Annotated in this window: 20 protein-coding genes and 1 pseudogene; 9 read left to right on the forward strand and 12 right to left on the reverse strand. The window is 35.9% G+C overall.

Features of this window, described 5'->3' with window-relative positions; translation table 11 throughout:
* Window positions 1-152 precede the first annotated feature (152 nt).
* On the reverse strand, window positions 153-1,691 hold the full coding sequence (locus MRBLBA3_RS18255) for a thiol-activated cytolysin family protein (RefSeq protein WP_363382774.1): 1,539 nt from the start codon (window positions 1,689-1,691) through the stop codon (window positions 153-155).
* A 599-nt stretch (window positions 1,692-2,290) separates the two neighbouring features.
* Here MRBLBA3_RS18255 and MRBLBA3_RS18260 point away from each other — a divergent pair.
* Window positions 2,291-2,398: a YjcZ family sporulation protein gene (locus MRBLBA3_RS18260; protein ID WP_000505673.1), complete on the forward strand. Its 108-nt coding sequence runs from the start codon at window positions 2,291-2,293 to the stop codon at window positions 2,396-2,398.
* A 130-nt stretch (window positions 2,399-2,528) separates the two neighbouring features.
* On the opposite strand, the pseudogene MRBLBA3_RS18265 reads toward MRBLBA3_RS18260, so the two are convergent.
* Window positions 2,529-2,759: pseudogene (locus tag MRBLBA3_RS18265) on the reverse strand (hypothetical protein); the annotation flags it as partial.
* Between the two features lie 331 nt (window positions 2,760-3,090).
* Window positions 3,091-3,612: a DoxX family membrane protein gene (locus MRBLBA3_RS18270; protein ID WP_044738323.1), complete on the reverse strand. Its 522-nt coding sequence runs from the start codon at window positions 3,610-3,612 to the stop codon at window positions 3,091-3,093.
* Window positions 3,613-4,094: 482 nt separating this feature from the next.
* On the opposite strand from MRBLBA3_RS18270, the gene MRBLBA3_RS18275 reads away from it, so the two are divergent.
* Window positions 4,095-4,196 (forward strand): YjcZ family sporulation protein, encoded by a 102-nt coding sequence (locus MRBLBA3_RS18275; RefSeq protein WP_000505688.1) that lies wholly within the window; start codon window positions 4,095-4,097, stop codon window positions 4,194-4,196.
* A gap of 123 nt (window positions 4,197-4,319) precedes the next feature.
* Here MRBLBA3_RS18275 and MRBLBA3_RS18280 read toward each other — a convergent pair whose 3' ends face one another.
* The 4 genes from MRBLBA3_RS18280 to MRBLBA3_RS18295 all read right to left on the reverse strand — a co-directional run bounded on the left by MRBLBA3_RS18280 (window position 4,320) and on the right by MRBLBA3_RS18295 (window position 6,414).
* Window positions 4,320-4,691 (reverse strand): ATP synthase subunit I, encoded by a 372-nt coding sequence (locus MRBLBA3_RS18280; protein ID WP_097808490.1) that lies wholly within the window; start codon window positions 4,689-4,691, stop codon window positions 4,320-4,322.
* Between the two features lie 206 nt (window positions 4,692-4,897).
* Complete coding sequence (locus MRBLBA3_RS18285; protein WP_000424600.1) at window positions 4,898-5,386, reverse strand: DedA family protein; 489 nt, start codon at window positions 5,384-5,386, stop codon at window positions 4,898-4,900.
* Window positions 5,377-5,910 carry a CDP-diacylglycerol--serine O-phosphatidyltransferase gene (gene pssA / locus MRBLBA3_RS18290; protein WP_363382779.1) on the reverse strand — a complete coding sequence of 178 codons (534 nt, stop codon included), beginning with the start codon at window positions 5,908-5,910 and terminating at the stop codon, window positions 5,377-5,379. Before pssA ends, MRBLBA3_RS18285 begins: the two co-directional genes overlap by 10 nt.
* 45 nt (window positions 5,911-5,955) lie before the next feature.
* Entirely contained in the window at window positions 5,956-6,414 is a 459-nt protein-coding gene (locus MRBLBA3_RS18295) for a MarR family winged helix-turn-helix transcriptional regulator (RefSeq protein WP_000198620.1), read from the reverse strand.
* A gap of 523 nt (window positions 6,415-6,937) precedes the next feature.
* On the opposite strand from MRBLBA3_RS18295, the gene MRBLBA3_RS18300 reads away from it, so the two are divergent.
* Window positions 6,938-7,486 (forward strand): DUF4352 domain-containing protein, encoded by a 549-nt coding sequence (locus MRBLBA3_RS18300; protein WP_363382783.1) that lies wholly within the window; start codon window positions 6,938-6,940, stop codon window positions 7,484-7,486.
* 124 nt (window positions 7,487-7,610) lie between these two features.
* Here MRBLBA3_RS18300 and MRBLBA3_RS18305 read toward each other — a convergent pair whose 3' ends face one another.
* The gene (locus MRBLBA3_RS18305) at window positions 7,611-7,847 is read right to left on the reverse strand and encodes a hypothetical protein (protein WP_000013685.1); all 237 of its coding nucleotides are present in this window, start codon (window positions 7,845-7,847) and stop codon (window positions 7,611-7,613) included.
* A gap of 199 nt (window positions 7,848-8,046) precedes the next feature.
* Here MRBLBA3_RS18305 and MRBLBA3_RS18310 point away from each other — a divergent pair, with 199 nt between their 5' ends.
* The 4 genes from MRBLBA3_RS18310 (at window position 8,047) to MRBLBA3_RS18325 (ending at window position 9,811) form a co-directional block, all read left to right on the forward strand.
* The gene (locus MRBLBA3_RS18310) at window positions 8,047-8,172 is read left to right on the forward strand and encodes a YjcZ family sporulation protein (RefSeq protein WP_016128830.1); all 126 of its coding nucleotides are present in this window, start codon (window positions 8,047-8,049) and stop codon (window positions 8,170-8,172) included.
* A gap of 298 nt (window positions 8,173-8,470) precedes the next feature.
* Window positions 8,471-8,812: a PadR family transcriptional regulator gene (locus tag MRBLBA3_RS18315; protein WP_044738296.1), complete on the forward strand. Its 342-nt coding sequence runs from the start codon at window positions 8,471-8,473 to the stop codon at window positions 8,810-8,812.
* Window positions 8,805-9,287, forward strand: coding sequence for a hypothetical protein (locus MRBLBA3_RS18320; protein ID WP_256491781.1), 483 nt, complete (start codon window positions 8,805-8,807; stop codon window positions 9,285-9,287). Before MRBLBA3_RS18315 ends, MRBLBA3_RS18320 begins: the two co-directional genes overlap by 8 nt.
* Entirely contained in the window at window positions 9,284-9,811 is a 528-nt protein-coding gene (locus MRBLBA3_RS18325) for a permease (RefSeq protein ID WP_363382788.1), read from the forward strand. Before MRBLBA3_RS18320 ends, MRBLBA3_RS18325 begins: the two co-directional genes overlap by 4 nt.
* 42 nt (window positions 9,812-9,853) lie before the next feature.
* Here MRBLBA3_RS18325 and MRBLBA3_RS18330 read toward each other — a convergent pair whose 3' ends face one another.
* Window positions 9,854-11,329: an MDR family MFS transporter gene (locus MRBLBA3_RS18330; RefSeq protein WP_363382791.1), complete on the reverse strand. Its 1,476-nt coding sequence runs from the start codon at window positions 11,327-11,329 to the stop codon at window positions 9,854-9,856.
* Between the two features lie 142 nt (window positions 11,330-11,471).
* On the opposite strand from MRBLBA3_RS18330, the gene MRBLBA3_RS18335 reads away from it, so the two are divergent.
* On the forward strand, window positions 11,472-12,047 hold the full coding sequence (locus MRBLBA3_RS18335) for a TetR/AcrR family transcriptional regulator (RefSeq protein WP_363382794.1): 576 nt from the start codon (window positions 11,472-11,474) through the stop codon (window positions 12,045-12,047).
* A gap of 49 nt (window positions 12,048-12,096) precedes the next feature.
* On the opposite strand, the gene MRBLBA3_RS18340 is transcribed toward MRBLBA3_RS18335, so the two are convergent.
* Window positions 12,097-12,441: a hypothetical protein gene (locus MRBLBA3_RS18340; protein WP_363382797.1), complete on the reverse strand. Its 345-nt coding sequence runs from the start codon at window positions 12,439-12,441 to the stop codon at window positions 12,097-12,099.
* Window positions 12,442-12,611: 170 nt separating this feature from the next.
* Between MRBLBA3_RS18340 and MRBLBA3_RS18345 the strand changes: the two genes are divergently transcribed.
* Window positions 12,612-13,499: a DMT family transporter gene (locus tag MRBLBA3_RS18345; protein WP_363382800.1), complete on the forward strand. Its 888-nt coding sequence runs from the start codon at window positions 12,612-12,614 to the stop codon at window positions 13,497-13,499.
* A 67-nt stretch (window positions 13,500-13,566) separates the two neighbouring features.
* Here the strand turns inward: MRBLBA3_RS18345 and dnaB are convergent, their stop codons facing one another.
* Window positions 13,567-14,862, reverse strand: coding sequence for a replicative DNA helicase (dnaB, locus tag MRBLBA3_RS18350; RefSeq protein WP_363382802.1), 1,296 nt, complete (start codon window positions 14,860-14,862; stop codon window positions 13,567-13,569).
* Complete coding sequence (locus MRBLBA3_RS18355) at window positions 14,859-15,716, reverse strand: DnaD domain-containing protein (protein WP_044738288.1); 858 nt, start codon at window positions 15,714-15,716, stop codon at window positions 14,859-14,861. Before MRBLBA3_RS18355 ends, dnaB begins: the two co-directional genes overlap by 4 nt.
* Window positions 15,717-15,787: the final 71 nt, after the last annotated feature.

The raw sequence follows: 15,787 nt of genomic DNA on the forward strand, positions 1-15,787 counted from the left end.
GGGTTTCTTCTATTTATAAAATCAATATTTGCAGTAATACTTTGATTAAACTTAAATTGAAACCTACATCTATTCCTTTTTACTCCAGAAAAGGGCGATATACTTCCAACTAAGTAAAAAAGCGCCCTGTAAACAGGGCGCTTCACTCCAACCTAATGACTAATATTAGCAGTTGGGTATAATGTTGTTCCTCCAATTGAAACCTTTATTTCATTTGTTAATGGAACATTTTGTTCATTAATAATTGTTCTCCACCATTCCCATGCAAGACCTGTACATTCTCTTGCTACGACTTTTACATTTTTTGAATTCGGCGGAAGTGGTATGACTGTATTGAAATGAGCAGTTCTGTCTCTGCCGTTTCCTTCCCAAGTTTTACGGGTTAGTACTTCGTTACCATTTTGATCATATGAGAATTCATCCCAAGATACATCAAATTGAGCAACATATGCACCATAATGATCAAGCTTCATTTTAGCACTAGAATATTCTGTAGTTGTAGTCTCAATATAATCTGTATTGTTATGAACAGCAGCAGTTGCGTTATCTTTTAAGAAAGTGCTTGTATATGAAATTGGGTATGCTGGATTTTTAGAACTTAATTCTGCATTATCTTTAATGATATTTCGGATTTCATTAAAATCTTTTGTAACAACCTTGTTATGCTCTTTTGCATCTCCGCCTAATACTACAGCGGTAAAGGTACTGTCTTCAAAAATATCTTTGTACTGTCCACTCGCTTCAACGCCTTGCCCCTTAATTAAGGCTTTAAAGGCAGCTTGTACATCTTTGCTCTTAGATGATGTTTCTAATTTTACATAAACTGTTCTGCCATAAGCTACATTTGACACCATAACAGGCGGAGCCGTATTACTTACCCCTTTACGAGTTAACTCATCAAACGTAACACTATTATCAAAAAGGTCTGATGGATTGTTTGGTAGTTCTGCACTTACGGTATAAAAGATTTGCTTATATGCCGCAACCATCACTTTTTTCTCTCCATCTGCAATCGCTTTAAAATCAATGTTCAGTGAATTGTCAAGATATTTAGCGTTAACATTAAGAGCACTTGCTATTTGAGATTTACTATACACCATAGATTCTGTATACTGCATTCTTGCAGGTACCGTATGTGTTTTTGAATACTTTTCATTCCAAGTAGATACTAATTCATCTACTGCTCCAGACACATTACCATATGTAGGATTTTGGACAGTAATTGTATTGTCTTTTCTCATGCCAGGTAAGTCTATACTAAGATTCAAAGGTTTTCGCTTAGCTACTAACAAACTAGGTTGATTATCTGCAAAAGTTTTATTTGCAAGTTGCACTGCTCCTGGATAAGTACGATTAGCCACAGAATCAATAATTGAAATATCCACTGGTGAAGTTGTAAGTGATTTTTTCTCACGTTCAACCACTACAAATTTACCATTTGAATTGATACTTTCTTTCGGAACAAAACTCTCTACTTTATCACCATTTACTGCTAAAACCTCTTGATTATTATACTTAAGATTTGCTATGCCAGTATCAATACCACTAGCATTTTTTGTTGCATCAGCTGCATTATCTGTTTGTGTTTCCGCAAAGGAAATAGATGAATAATTAATAGTGCATAAACTAACTAATAAACATGCTAGGAATTTTATTTTCTTGTTATTTTTCTTAATTTTCAAAAAACTCACCTCGTTCTTTTTTTATATTAAGGTATGATAATGATTTATAAATGATTGCTAAATAATAAACTTACATAAAGGCTTTTAAAAGTTCTTGAACTAATGGAATTACTCCACCTAAAAATTTCAAAACTGCCATTGCGATTTCCATATTATTTCCTCCTTTTTGTTGTATTACGATGTGTTGGATATTTATGCTTTCATTATAATAAGCGTATACATTTCCATCAATTCATTTTCATATGCAATATTACATATTGAGAGGAGTGCAACTTTTTCTGTTAGGTTGATGATGATGGGGTAGCACCATCAAAACACGAATTTCGTACGCTAAGCCATTTTAAAAAAGCATTCAACATAACTACTTATTATTGATGTAACTCATATTTCTCAACAAACACAATATCATTGCGTGATACACTAATATTGGATTGAAGTCCGATACATATACTGTGGTTATCAAGTCGAAGAAAGGCACCTTAAGGTGTCTTTTCTTTATTTTCAAAAGGACCTGCTCAATTATCGTGTAAAAAACATAAAGTAATTTGAATCCGTTAAAATACATGAATGTACCCTTGTTTTCCCCTCTTATTAAAGGAGGAGCTATTATGGGATTTGGTGGTAGTTGTGGCGGTTGTGGATTTTCTGGAGGCTTTGCTTTATTAGTTGTATTGTTTATTTTATTGATCATTGTTGGAGCTTCTTGCTTCTGCTAAACAAACTATCGGAAAAGACACTCTTATATGGGTGTCTTTTCTTTATAATAAAAAGCTCTAAAGAAAGGTGCTCAACTAACTTTAATTCCTTAGATTCAAAACTTATATAATTAAAAAACCCATCACCAATTCATACACCTATTCTTAAATCAATAGTTAGCTCATCTGTAATCTGCTCATGATGGAAAAACCTTTTTATATAATGAATATCTGACCACTTTTCTTCTCCACCAATAACAAATAACTCTTGCGCATCATACATAAATGAAAAGCTTGGATAGAAACTATCAGCCTTTATTTCAATCTCACACGTACTATTACTGATAATCTTACAGTCTGCTGAATAGCTTAATAACGTAAATTCCAAATTTTATAAACTAAAAAGTATAATGCTCAAAGCCTTTAGCCATAATTACGACTAAAGGCTTTTTTGTATATAAAAATAAATCTAAAAGGGGCTAATTTTATGGAACATAATCAAAATAGAGTACTTGCTTTAATTGTTTTGTTTTTAGTATTAGTGTTTTTTGTTAGTGGCATGGTTTATCATTTATGGGGTTCTTTTTAATTTCAACTTTTAAGCAGAGAAATAATTCAAATACGCCATCCTTTCCTATAATTCTACAGAAAGAATAGCGTATTTTTCATTTTAGGGAATTTTTTTAAGTTGGTCGTGATAGAAAGGAATCCCCTTAAGAAACCTTTGATGAATAATATTGCATAGTTTGTTTGTTTGATTTAAAGTATTTTTCAATTCTAAAATAACGGTCGAAACTTAAAACGTAACTACGTTCTAAAAAGAATAATATTCCAAATGCACTTGTATATAATGTAAGACTTATTAAATTCATATTACCTGAGAGAATAAAATTAATATGCATAAAAAGACAAATACAAACAGAAGGAATAATTAGTAATCCTATTATCATACATATACCAACTATAATTTGGACGATAGGAATCACATAGTTAAAGAACATAGTATGTTTAAGTGCTATGTATTGAATGAAATCATGATAAAATTCAGGAACATTTGGTTTTACTAGTGCCATTATGAAATAATGTTTAAGAAAAATCCCCGGTTCACTAAACCAATGTTTTTCTGTAATCTTTGTTATTCCTGCCCAAAACCACCCAATACCAAAAAGAACGCGCATTAAAGTAACTAATAATTGAAATAATTGCTTTTCCAGACCCCTTGATAATACATTCATAACATTAAGCATCTCCCATCTCGTAAAGGAAAAAAATCCCCCCTTAAATATTGATAACAATTATCATTATCGTAATTAAATTTAACAATAATGATAATTATTTTCAACGGAAAATGTAAGATAAAATGTTAAATTTTAGACTATTCCCCTCATCTCGTGAAAGAATGGAAGGTCATTTTCGGGTACGGAAATAATTCAGAGAATGAGGGGACTTTGTAGAAAACAAATACAAAAACGCCATTACTTCCTATGATTCTACAGAAAGAATAGCGTATTTTTTTCATTCTAGGAGAGATATTTTGTTTTGTTAGCTTAATAGCGATGAGGTGCTATCACAAGTCGGAGGAAGGCACCTTAAGGTGTCTTTTTTTATTTTCAAAAGGACCTGCTCAATTATTGCGTAAAAAACATAAAGTAATTTGAATCCGTTAAAATACATGAGTGAACCCTTGTTTTCCCCTCTTATTAAAGGAGGAACTATTATGGGATTTGGTGGTAGTTGTAGTAGTTGTGGCGGCGGCTTTGCTTTATTAGTTGTATTGTTTATTTTATTGATCATTGTTGGAGCTTCTTGCTTCTGCTAAAAAACTATTGGAAAAGACACTCTTATATGGGTGTCTTTTCTTTATAATAAAAAGGCTCTCCATAAAGGAAAGTTTTTAGGTTTATACATTCAAGTCATCCAAATTAGTTATTTACACAACACTTTATTTCTTCGCATCTCTCATACTGTAATATCCTAAATTAATAATAATCAAGAAATACCCACCCATAATTCCAGCAGCAAATGTCCACATGAACTTATGATGTTCAATTTCATACATAATAATCGCACCGAGTATCGCGGCTGCAAAGCGATTCATCATTCCAAGCATCGGTGCTTTTTCTTTTTTTACAATGCTATCTCCGAACTTTTCAATACGCCTTCCTAAAATCCATGCGCAGTACATACTCACCAAAAGGCCAATGCCTATCCCTACAAACTGGGCTGAGAAAGGTGTCATAAACCACCCCAATAACATCACGCCTAGCAAACAATATATTTGTATGTTAAATGATTTTAGTGCCATACGAATCATGTTATGCTCCTTTACCTCTCTCATTGTATTTACGTATCATTAATTATGTCTACTACTATTCATCTTTTATCTCTCTCCCCAATAACACGGGGGAGTTTCTGAGAACCCTAACTTACAAGTAATCAGTTCCATGTTGTCAAAACTGTCTTGAATCATTTTAAAGTTAATTTTTCCAGTTAGAATCTTTTCGATCATTCAACGTCTTCTTATTCACGAATAATTCCTACGCCTCTGCCGATAGTAATAAAAGTGAAGCACCATAAAAATGCACCAATCGCAGCGAACAATATATACGTTTTCAAATTCATTTTGCTAACGCCTGAAAGGTAACATGTTATATGTCTAATGCCTGGAATGAAATACCCAAAAACAAGAGAATAGGGTCCATATTTCTCCATCCATTTTGCAACTTTGTTCATTCTCTTTTCCTTCAAACCAATCCATTTTCCATACTTATCAATGAAAGGACGCCCTGCCTTTTTGCCTATCATGTAGCTGATCACCGTACCCAACAACGCTCCTACAAAACTGACTAAAATGGCAAGTTCATAATTTAGGACATTAATATTCGTAAAGTAACCTACTACTGTCATTATGACTTCATCAGGGATTGGTAATCCTACAATTCCAAGAAGAAGCATCAAAAAAATAGCGAGGTAACCATAGTCTGTTATAACCTGCTGTACTAATTCCATCTTTCAGACTCCAATTTTTCCGATATATCTTTTTTAAAATGTGGGAATTTGATTTTGCTCACCATTAAATATGCGAGTATACATGTACCCAACGCCACGGAAACTGGATTATTCAAAAAGCATAAAATAAGGAGACACATTGCCGCAAATGGAATGGGCATGCCTATAAATGTCGGGAGTTTACTTTGTTGTGTGTTAAATCTAGCAAGCCGCAGCATTCCACAAACACTGTAAGCAAGCGCACATAACATCCCGATAAACTGTAAGTCTTTTAAAGCGACACTATATGCAAGAATAGACGGTGCTACACCAAAAGTAACTAAATCCGCAAATGAGTCTAACTCTCCGCCAATTTCCGAAACAGCATCAAGTTTCCGAGCGACCATGCCATCAAAAAAATCAAATAACATACCTGTAACAATAAAAACTGCTCCCAAATACATATCGTGAACGAAAACAGCATAAATAGCCAAAAGCCCACATACAAAATTTGCTATCGTAATCATATTTGGTATGTAACTCATAACACGCTTCTCCTCCTTTCTACTAATCCCTTCATATGGACTTTCTTACTCATTCGGATTAATGCCCTTCTGTTTTTCTTCCAATATCACTTTATTTATTTTCGTTAACGTATCAGTCATTTGCTCTAAAGCTTCGATATCAATTTTAGAAAAATATTTCTCAATTAATACGTCATCTAACTCAGACAACCGCTCTATATACTTACTACCGTTTGTACCAAGTGTAAGGAAATACTCCCGTTTATTATTAGGGTTTACTTGTTTCGAAATCATCTTCTGTTTTTCCAATTTCGATAATACTTGGCTCACAGCACTTTTCGATATATTAAAAGTAGTCGCAATGTTATTTGCTGTCGTGTTTTCATTTAAATTGATATAAAATAGCATGCTCTCTTGCTGCCCTGTAAGACCGAACTCATCCTTTAACTCCTGAAATAGTAAAATGTAGAAGTCATTGTAGGCTCGATTCATTTCATTAATTACTTCTTTATACGATCTAGTCATAGCATTCTTCCTCCAGTCATGCTGTTATTTCGTTTCATTATATAGTTTAGTTAACTTAACTAAACTATATTACACCATTATGTTCGTGTAAAGGGAAATATCGCTCCATACTTTTCTACACAATTTGTGTAAATTATGAAATAAGGTATACTCCTTTACCTTGTCTACTACTTTTAATGGATCAAATCCCAACACAATATACAACATCTGTCATTCCGAATAATCAAACGTATCCATTATCCAAATTCCATATAGACCCATTATTGGTTAAAATGCTATAATTAAATCGCCCTACATAGTTACTCATGTTCAGGCTGAGAAACTAACGTCTTAATAAGCAATGCGCATAACTCAAATAAAAAAGACACTGCAAAGTGTCTTTTTTATTTACATCAAGTTTCCTTTTTATCCCAAAACCAATATAATAAAATGTAACATTTAATACAAATAAAGAAAAATATAAATTTATTAGATCATTATGGCACCCATGAAAGTGCTTTATTTTGGAGGGAAGGAACAACATATGAACAAAAGGTTATTAACATCATTATTATGTAGCACATTCTTATTTGGATTATCCGCTTGCGGTTCACATGATACATCTAGCAGTAACACGAAAAACGAACAAGAGACTTCTAAAGAAACAAAGAATGATGAACTTAGCAACAAGGATCCTCAAAAAGAATTTCCAACCAGTGGAAATTCTTCTGATGTATACATCTCTATAGGCCCTGTCGATTCATTAGATGTTATAGGTAATGGAGAAGTTCAAGCACAAGGTGTATTTAAAGTATTAGACGTCAGAGTGCATAATGATAAAGAGGAACCTATTACACTAAATAGCAACAGCTTTAAATTAATTGACGGAATCGGAAGAGAATATCACATTTCTAATAAATTTCAATTAACACTGAAAGCCGCCAATACCGCTACATTAAAATTTGGTGTTCTTAATCCTCATGAAAATTCGGAAGGGAACATTGTATTCGATGTGCCGAAAAATACGCAAGGATTAACTTTAAAAGTTAATGGAGATATGTTGGGTAAAGGGATCGAGTTAAAAGTGGAATAGTCAAAGAAAATATAAAATAGATAAACCACTTTTACTAACACAACAAAAAGTACAGCCTCTGTATTAACTACAGTAGACTGTACTTTTTCATTTGTGATTTTGTAACTTACTATCACAGGATCCCTTAATTCTTTTGAGAAGATGCTCTCCAATCACGAAACGATGTTGGGCGTCCAGAATAAGCTCTTTGCTTTGGAGCAGCTGGTTTTTCCTCAAGAATAGTTGATTTCTCTTCAGGAGTAGTTTGTTTTTCTTCAAGAATAGTCAAAGCTGTTTGCATTTTCTCTAGCTGTTCTCTTAAAGCTTGCTGTTCAATCTTTAAATCCGTAAGTAAACGTAAAATCATCTCAGAATTAGCCATAAAGATCCTCCTTCCCCCAATACACAGAATAAAATAACATATGTAATCAGCGGAATACTCGTGACAAAAATACACTCGTCAACTCTCTTAAAATACCGAGTACTTTTATTTTTCAAAGGGACCTGCTCAAGTTTATCCGTAAAAACATAAAGTGATATAAATCCATTAATATATGGACTTTATGGAAGGAGGAGTTAATATGGGTTATGGCGGTAGTTGTGGTGGAGGCTGTGGTTTTGGCGGTGGATTCGCCTTACTTGTTGTGCTTTTTATCTTATTAATCATCGTTGGCGCTAGCTGTTGGGGCGGCGGAATCAGCTGCTAATAAGAGGCACTCTTGAGAGTGTCTTTTTTTTATTTCTCAATATGCAACTAACATATATGTGTTACTATCAAAAGGCGAGATTCCCTAAGCGTAATATAGTAGTTTACCAACTATGAAAGCCACTGTCACAAGAAAACAGTGGCTTTTATTTTGTTATTTAGAAAGATGAGAACAGGAATCCCCCTTTGCACGAATCAACATTTTTAAATTGACATAGCACTTCATGCACCATATACTGTTAACAACAGTATACTGTCATTAACAGTATAAATTCCAATTCATTCTAGGAGGTATGTTCATGAAACATACAGGAAGACATACAGGTGCATTTCTTTTGTTATTTTTAGCAGAAGGTGATAACTATGGCGGACAGCTACTTCAGAAATGTGAAGAAGAACTTCCAGTCAATCCAATCGATAGTGCCATCCTTTACCGCACGCTGAAGAAATTAGAAAACGAAGGCGCTATTGAATCTTATGTAAGTACAGATCATCAAGACAAACCGAGAAAGATGTACAAAATTACGCCTGCTGGAAAGGAACAATTGGCGGATTTTCAAATAGATATTGAGGGAAAAATGAAAAACTTAACCTTTTTCCTAAACAAATATAAAGACTTAAAGGAATCTAATCATGATTAATGGCGCTATTCTTTACACTTTGGCCATTATTCTTACGGGGATTTCTTTTATGAAGGATCGGAATAAAACGAAAGCTGCCCTATTAAAATCATGGAAAATATTTCAAAACCTTCTCCCTGCCATGCTCTCCATTATGCTGTTCGTTGGACTATCACTTTCTATCTTAACACCGTCCTTCATCTCTTCCATCATTGGAGAACAGTCTGGATTGTTAGGTATTATTTATTCAGCAATACTCGGCTCCGTTGCACTTATCCCAAGCTTTGTCGTGTTTCCTCTTGGTAATACGTTAGTCCAACATGGTGCAGGGCTTCCTCAAGTTGCGGCACTTATGTCTACACTCATGTCAGTAGGAATTACAACCTTACCAATGGAACAAAAGATATTCGGACGAAGCTTTGCTTACGCTCGTAATGCATCTGCATTACTCATGTCACTTCTATTCTCATATATCATTTGGGTGGTGATGGTATGAAAGAACTAAAAAGATATCGCTTCTTTTTCGTATTACTGCTTGGGCTTCTCTTATTAACTTTTATTAACCAATCTTTAGGATGGAGCGCATTACAGCTAACAGGGAATAGTATTTTAGATATGCTATTTCTACTCCCCCCTGTCCTAATATTTGTAGGGTTACTCGATCAGTGGGTGAAGAAAGAGACGCTCATGAAATATATGGGCGAAAAATCCGGTATATACGGAATCTTATTCTCTCTATTATTAGGCGGCATTGCAGCGGGTCCCCTCTACGTTGCCTTTCCAATTGCAGCACTACTATTAAAAAAAGGCGCAAGCATTAGGTACATCGTATTTTTCTTAGGCGTTTGGACAACTGCGAAATTACCAATTATGGTGTATGAATTTTCTTCATTCGGAGCTACATTTACACTCATTCACATTTGCTTCGGACTATTGTTCTTCTACGTAATGGGTATTATTTTCGAAAAGTTTTACGATCAAAAGCAATTGCTGCAGTATGACATTACGAAAGAAATGTAAAAAGACATCTTTAATCGTAAAGATGTCTTTTTTATATAAACCTTAATTTTCGTTCTGTAAAACCCCTGCTGCCTTTACTTCCTCTCTCTCTTCTTTTAAGAACAACGATACAACAAAAGCAATAACGATAAAGATTAACCCTAGTGTAAATGCACCTTGGAATCCGGATGTTAAACCGTTTAACTTCTCTACTGGATCCATTGGATTTGCAGAGCTTTCCATATACTTAGTTGTTCCTGAAGACATTTTCGAAATAAAGATAGCTGTACCAATTGCGCCGGCTACTTGCTGTAACGTATTAAACAGCGCTGTTCCGTGCGGATATAAATCCGGTGTTAATTGATTTAAACCATATGTTTGTGCTGTCATGACAAACATGAGTCCGACCATTAATACGCTATACATGACAATAATTTGTAGCATTGATGTATCAGGAGTAATGCCTTTAAATAAGAACATTGCAATACCTACTAACACAATACCAGGAACGATAACAACTTTCGGGCTAAATTTATCAAATAGTTTACCTGCGATTGGTCCCATTATGGCGCTAATAATACTTCCTGGAAGCATTATTAATCCTGATTTAAAGGCTGTAACGAGTAAAACTGTTTGCAGGAACATCGGTAATAAAGTCATCGTTGAAAATAACGACATCATAACAATGACAATTAATCCAACTGATATTGTAAACATCGGAACTTTAAATGCGCGTAATTCTAAAATTGGATTCTCAATTTTTAATTGTCGAACGACAAAAATACATAGTGATATAAGCCCAACAATTAAAGCACCGTACACTTTCGTATCAGACCATCCTAAATCACCTGATGCACTAAAACTATACACAATCCCGCCAAATCCTAATGTCGATAAAAGAATAGATGGATAATCTACTTTTGGCCTTGTTAACTCTGAAACATTTTGGATGTACTTCATTCCAATTACAATGGAAATGATCACGATAGGAATAACAATGTAGAATAACCAGCGCCAATTTAGTGAATCAACGATTACTCCAGATAATGTAGGACCAATTGCTGGAGCTGACATCATCACGAGTGCGATTAATCCCATTGTGGCACCACGTTTTTCAGGCGGACAAATAATTAAAATCGTATTCATTAATAACGGTGAAATTAACCCCGTCGCTACTGCTTGGACGATACGCCCGATTAATAAAACGGAAAATGTCGGTGCGAATCCCGCAATTAATGTACCGACTAAAAACGTTACCATAGCGATCAAGAACATTTGTCTCGTTGTGAGCCATTGCTGAAGTAACGCTGTAATTGGTACTAAAACACCAACCACCAACATGTAAGCTGTAGAAAGCCATTGAATAGTTGAAGCTGTTACGTCAAATTCTTTCATTAATACTGTTAACGCATTACCAAGTAACGTTTCATTTAATAATGCAACCATTGCCCCTAAAAGTAATGCAATCAAAATGGGGGTATGTTTCATATTAGAAGTATCAACTTTGCCACTTGCAGGGCTCTTAGTTGTTATATTCATTTGCAGATTCTCCTCCTGTTTCTTACTTAAAAAGTTTTAAATACGCCGGAACACATGTAATATAATATACATATGTAGATTAAAAAGGGAGAATCAATTTAAAGCCATTGTATATTTAAGCTACAAAAAAGGAGAATTGTAGATGAACGACAATGAAAAACAACTTGATTTACGTATTAGACGTACACATAAATTACTTTGGGATTCCTTATTTGAATTAATGACGCAATCAAAACAGAAATATAGTACCATCACGATTAACCAAATATGCGATCGCGCGATGGTACACCGAACGACCTTTTATAAACACTTTGAAGATAAAGATTCTTTATTAGCATTTGGATTTAAACGATACAGCAAGATCATTGCTGTAATACCGATTTCAGATCGATTAAGTAAGCCATTTCAAGTGATGGAACAATTCCTACATCATGAAGAAATCGGTAAAATATTAGAGACGCAAATGTCTGATGAACAATTTATTAGCCGTACGCATTATTTAAGCCATGAAACGAGAAAACAAGAAACAGAAGCATTAAATCGACTTTGTAAAAATCATACGATGCCAAATGATTTAATCATTGAATTTTACTCAGGAGTAATTACATCATTAAGCGCGTGGTGGTTTCAAAACGGAAGAACAGTTTCTGCAGCTGAAATGGATCAATATTTCCACCAACTTATTAATCGGGATATTTTTCAGTTTGAAGAGGAATAACTTCACCATCAAAAAACGCCTATATGAAATAGGCGTTTTTTTGTACATATTACATACCGATTTTCTTCAAATCCGAACTTTCAACAATCGAATGGGTATACCCACCTTTCCCAACTCGCACCATCGCTCTTCCTAATTGTTCAGAAGTTATAACACTGCCGAATCTCTTCAAAAGAGGATTAAAAGGCTTCATAATATCATACATCAATTGATATGATTTCGTTTTTGATTTCGCACCATTTGCCGGGATGATTAATCCTGGTCTAAACATATACGCAGCTTTGAAAGGTAAACGTAATAACTCATTTTCCGTTCGTCCCTTCACTCTCGCCCACATCGTACGTCCTGATTCTGTACTATCTGTGCCGCTACCGGATACGTAAATGAATGTCATGTTCGGATTTAACTTCGCTAATGTTTTTGCGGTAGATAACGTTAAGTCGTACGTAACTATAGAATAAAACGTCGATAAATTTTGTTACAAATATTCAGAATTAATATTAAAATGAAAAATGGGGATAGGGGTATGGGATTATAAAATTTATACATAACGAGGGAATAGAAATGAAACTACAATTAAAAGCGGATTTAGGGCTACTACTAGTTACATTCTTTTGGGGTGCATCCATCTTACTTACAAAGGTTGGACTTGAAGGCATAGAAGAATACAATTTAATCGCATTACGATTTATTATTGCCTTTCTTTTATCAGGTTTAATATTTTACAAACATTTATTCAAAGTCGATTTTAAAACTGTAAAATATGCCTTTATACTCGCTTCTGTCTTATTTATCGTTTACATTTTCGCGACTTTCGGCACAAAGTATACGAGTGTTTCTAACGCTGGCTTCTTACTATGTCTCACAGTCATTTTCATTCCGATATTATCAGCTATATTTTTAAAACACATCCCGGAAAAGAAAGTTATAGTAGGAATCTTTTTAACGATAATAGGAATCGGCTTATTAACATTAACTAGCGAATTCAAGATCGGTAATGGCGATATATTTTGCATACTGTCAGCCTTATTTTATGCGATTCACGTCATCATCACTGGCAGCGTAACAAAACATGTGAACTCAATTGCACTTGGAGTCATACAACTCGGTTTCGTCGGCCTATTTAGTCTTATTATTTCATTCATTATCGAAACACCAAAACTGCCTAGCACAACCAACTCATGGCTAATCATCTTAGCCTTAAGCATATTTTGCACCGCAGTCGCTTTCATCGTGCAAGTTATCGCCCAGCAATACACGACGCCTACACATACGGGACTTATCTTCTCATTAGAACCTGTCTTTTCCGCAGGATTTGCCTTTGTTTTCACAGGTGAAACACTGACAGGGAAAGGGTATTTAGGGGCGACACTTATATTGTTGAGTGTGTTGATTGCTGAGGTGGATTTTAAGGGGTTGTTGCGGGTTGGGGTTAGGAGGAATGCGGAGTAAGAATCTCTTATTCCACATCCGCATCATCTAAATGAGTTAATAATATCCTGTTTCATACTACCAAGTCCTATCCCTTATTCACCATCTCCACAAACCGCCCAAACTCCTTCAAAAATCGTAGCTTAAAGCTCCCCACAGGCCCATTCCGATGCTTCGCCACATGGATCTCCGTCATCTCTTTCTGCATCGTTTCCTTATCATAATAATCTTCGCGATACATAAGCATAATGACATCCGCGTCTTGCTCAATTTGTCCTGTCTCTCTTAAATCAGATAAAAGGGGGCGCTTATCTTGACGTGACTCTACAGAACGAGACAATTGCGACAATGCTACTACACAAACATTTAAATCACGCGCTAATAACTTAAGCTTACGAGAAATTTCACTAATCTCTTGAAACCGATTGCCCTTATGCTTCGGATCGCCCGTAATAAGCTGCAAATAATCTACAATAACTAAAAGCTTTTTATCACCGTGCTTCCTCTTTAACTTACGAGTTTGCATCCAAATATCTTGCACCGTAACGCCTGCATTATCGTAAATCTCAAGTGGTAACTCACCAATCTCCGCAAACGCCTTACTCACCTTTTCCCAGTCTTCCATCGCAAAACGGTGCTTCGGATTTTTCAGCCTACCTCCTGATACTTCACCTACGCACGACGCCATCCTTTTTAACAATTGCTTACTACTCATCTCTAATGAAAATAATCCAACCGCCGCTCCAGACTTCGCCGCATGCAGTCCAACATTTAACGCAAACGCCGTTTTTCCCATAGAAGGACGCGCACCAAGAACAACAAAATCACCTTCCTGCAATCCGCACGTCATCTTATTTAACGATGTATAACCAGTCTCAATACCAGTATTCTCTTTCGTATCTTGATGAAGCTCTTCATACAAACCAACTAACGCATCCTTCAAATCAAACTCACATACACAGTCCTTTTCCTCTAACTCACAAAGTTCCGTAATCGTCTCACCAATAATTTTCTCATTCTTCTCCGCAATAAGACGCTCTCCCATCTTGTGCCCGAGAACGCCAGCCTGAAACATTTTCCATGCACCTCGAACAAGCCCCTCATAATAAGAGAAGTTGGCAGTTGTAGGCACCCCATCCATTAACCCTATAAAATACTCCATTCCCCCGATCCCTTCTAAAAACTTCGGATCTACCCTAGAAATGAACGTCACAAGATCAATCGGTTGCCCCTCTTCTTCCATTTTTCGCATCAGCTGAAATATAGACTTGTGCACTGGCATCGAAAAATACTGCTCCGTCAAACGGCACTCCTTAATAAGCTCTCCATCAAGTAATAGAGAACCTAACACCGTCTTTTCCGCCTCCACATTTTGAATACTCATGGACGCCACCCTCGTTCCGCTAAAAAGCGCTGCAACTCTTCCTCAGACGGTACATTCTTCTCCCACTCCTCACACTTCGCCAAAAAATTCTCTGTCTCTCCGCTACTAACAAACGACTCCTTCTTCCGAAACTTCGACGTATCCGCCTCAACCTCAGACACTTTCGTAAACCCTTTCCCGTGCCACCCTCTCAAAATCCCCTTCACATAAGCAACCGTCCGCTTATTATTCTCAAACGCAATTTGAAGAGCCTTAAGCACAAGCTCCTCTGACAAATCATCCATCCACGCACTCAGTTCCTCCACCGTATGAGGAGACAAACTACCAAAATGTTGCTCGAAAAAAGAAAACACGCGACTTCCCGTTTCTTCCTCTATAACCTCTTCTTCCGCCTCTTCACAAACCGGATCAACATCATGAACGGCCGAATCACTAGGCATACCGAAATGTGCTAAAAGCATCGGAACATTCAGCTCCTCCTCCACGCACTTCTGAAGAAACATATGTACAAACTCCTTATTCTTCACACCCTTAAGCTCACGGAGCACACACTTCTCCACATTCGTATTCGTCACAGGATTATAACGAAGCCAATTTAAAACGAATAACTCCCGCGTCTCTGCATCATAAAGAATCTTCCCATAATCAATGAAGCGCTGCACAAGCTTATCAACAGTCTCCCGATTATAACCCGTCTCCATCTCAGCTAACCGCTTCGGAAAAGGAAAAATCCCACACTGCGTCGTCTTCGAACAAGTTAACAAATAAACATAAAAATACCGCTCCTCCGGCGTCAAATCCAAAACAAAATCATCCTGCCAAAAATTCACCTGCACAGTACGATACACCGCCATCCTAATTCCTCCCGTCTCCGTTCAAAAGTGAAAACCTCTTCATAATATATATGGGAGGATGGCCGGGTTTT

The organism is Bacillus sp. LBA3-1-1.1, assembly GCF_040676495.1.
Classification (GTDB): domain Bacteria; phylum Bacillota; class Bacilli; order Bacillales; family Bacillaceae_G; genus Bacillus_A; species Bacillus_A nitratireducens.

What these genes read in the sequence shown, in the direction of transcription:
- MRBLBA3_RS18335 (WP_363382794.1), top strand. Translation starts at nt 11,472, where the DNA reads ATGAACGACAATGAAAAACAACTTGATTTACGTATTAGACGTACACAT.
- dnaB (WP_363382802.1), bottom strand. Translation starts at nt 14,862, where the DNA reads ATGAGTATTCAAAATGTGGAGGCGGAAAAGACGGTGTTAGGTTCTCTA.
- MRBLBA3_RS18295 (WP_000198620.1), bottom strand. Translation starts at nt 6,414, where the DNA reads ATGACTAGATCGTATAAAGAAGTAATTAATGAAATGAATCGAGCCTAC.
- MRBLBA3_RS18325 (WP_363382788.1), top strand. Translation starts at nt 9,284, where the DNA reads ATGAAAGAACTAAAAAGATATCGCTTCTTTTTCGTATTACTGCTTGGG.
- MRBLBA3_RS18300 (WP_363382783.1), top strand. Translation starts at nt 6,938, where the DNA reads ATGAACAAAAGGTTATTAACATCATTATTATGTAGCACATTCTTATTT.
- pssA (WP_363382779.1), bottom strand. Translation starts at nt 5,910, where the DNA reads ATGAGTTACATACCAAATATGATTACGATAGCAAATTTTGTATGTGGG.
- MRBLBA3_RS18355 (WP_044738288.1), bottom strand. Translation starts at nt 15,716, where the DNA reads ATGGCGGTGTATCGTACTGTGCAGGTGAATTTTTGGCAGGATGATTTT.
- MRBLBA3_RS18275 (WP_000505688.1), top strand. Translation starts at nt 4,095, where the DNA reads ATGGGATTTGGTGGTAGTTGTAGTAGTTGTGGCGGCGGCTTTGCTTTA.
- MRBLBA3_RS18315 (WP_044738296.1), top strand. Translation starts at nt 8,471, where the DNA reads ATGAAACATACAGGAAGACATACAGGTGCATTTCTTTTGTTATTTTTA.
- MRBLBA3_RS18330 (WP_363382791.1), bottom strand. Translation starts at nt 11,329, where the DNA reads ATGAATATAACAACTAAGAGCCCTGCAAGTGGCAAAGTTGATACTTCT.
- MRBLBA3_RS18310 (WP_016128830.1), top strand. Translation starts at nt 8,047, where the DNA reads ATGGGTTATGGCGGTAGTTGTGGTGGAGGCTGTGGTTTTGGCGGTGGA.
- MRBLBA3_RS18270 (WP_044738323.1), bottom strand. Translation starts at nt 3,612, where the DNA reads ATGAATGTATTATCAAGGGGTCTGGAAAAGCAATTATTTCAATTATTA.
- MRBLBA3_RS18285 (WP_000424600.1), bottom strand. Translation starts at nt 5,386, where the DNA reads ATGGAATTAGTACAGCAGGTTATAACAGACTATGGTTACCTCGCTATT.
- MRBLBA3_RS18305 (WP_000013685.1), bottom strand. Translation starts at nt 7,847, where the DNA reads ATGGCTAATTCTGAGATGATTTTACGTTTACTTACGGATTTAAAGATT.
- MRBLBA3_RS18280 (WP_097808490.1), bottom strand. Translation starts at nt 4,691, where the DNA reads ATGATTCGTATGGCACTAAAATCATTTAACATACAAATATATTGTTTG.
- MRBLBA3_RS18320 (WP_256491781.1), top strand. Translation starts at nt 8,805, where the DNA reads ATGATTAATGGCGCTATTCTTTACACTTTGGCCATTATTCTTACGGGG.
- MRBLBA3_RS18345 (WP_363382800.1), top strand. Translation starts at nt 12,612, where the DNA reads ATGAAACTACAATTAAAAGCGGATTTAGGGCTACTACTAGTTACATTC.
- MRBLBA3_RS18260 (WP_000505673.1), top strand. Translation starts at nt 2,291, where the DNA reads ATGGGATTTGGTGGTAGTTGTGGCGGTTGTGGATTTTCTGGAGGCTTT.
- MRBLBA3_RS18340 (WP_363382797.1), bottom strand. Translation starts at nt 12,441, where the DNA reads ATGACATTCATTTACGTATCCGGTAGCGGCACAGATAGTACAGAATCA.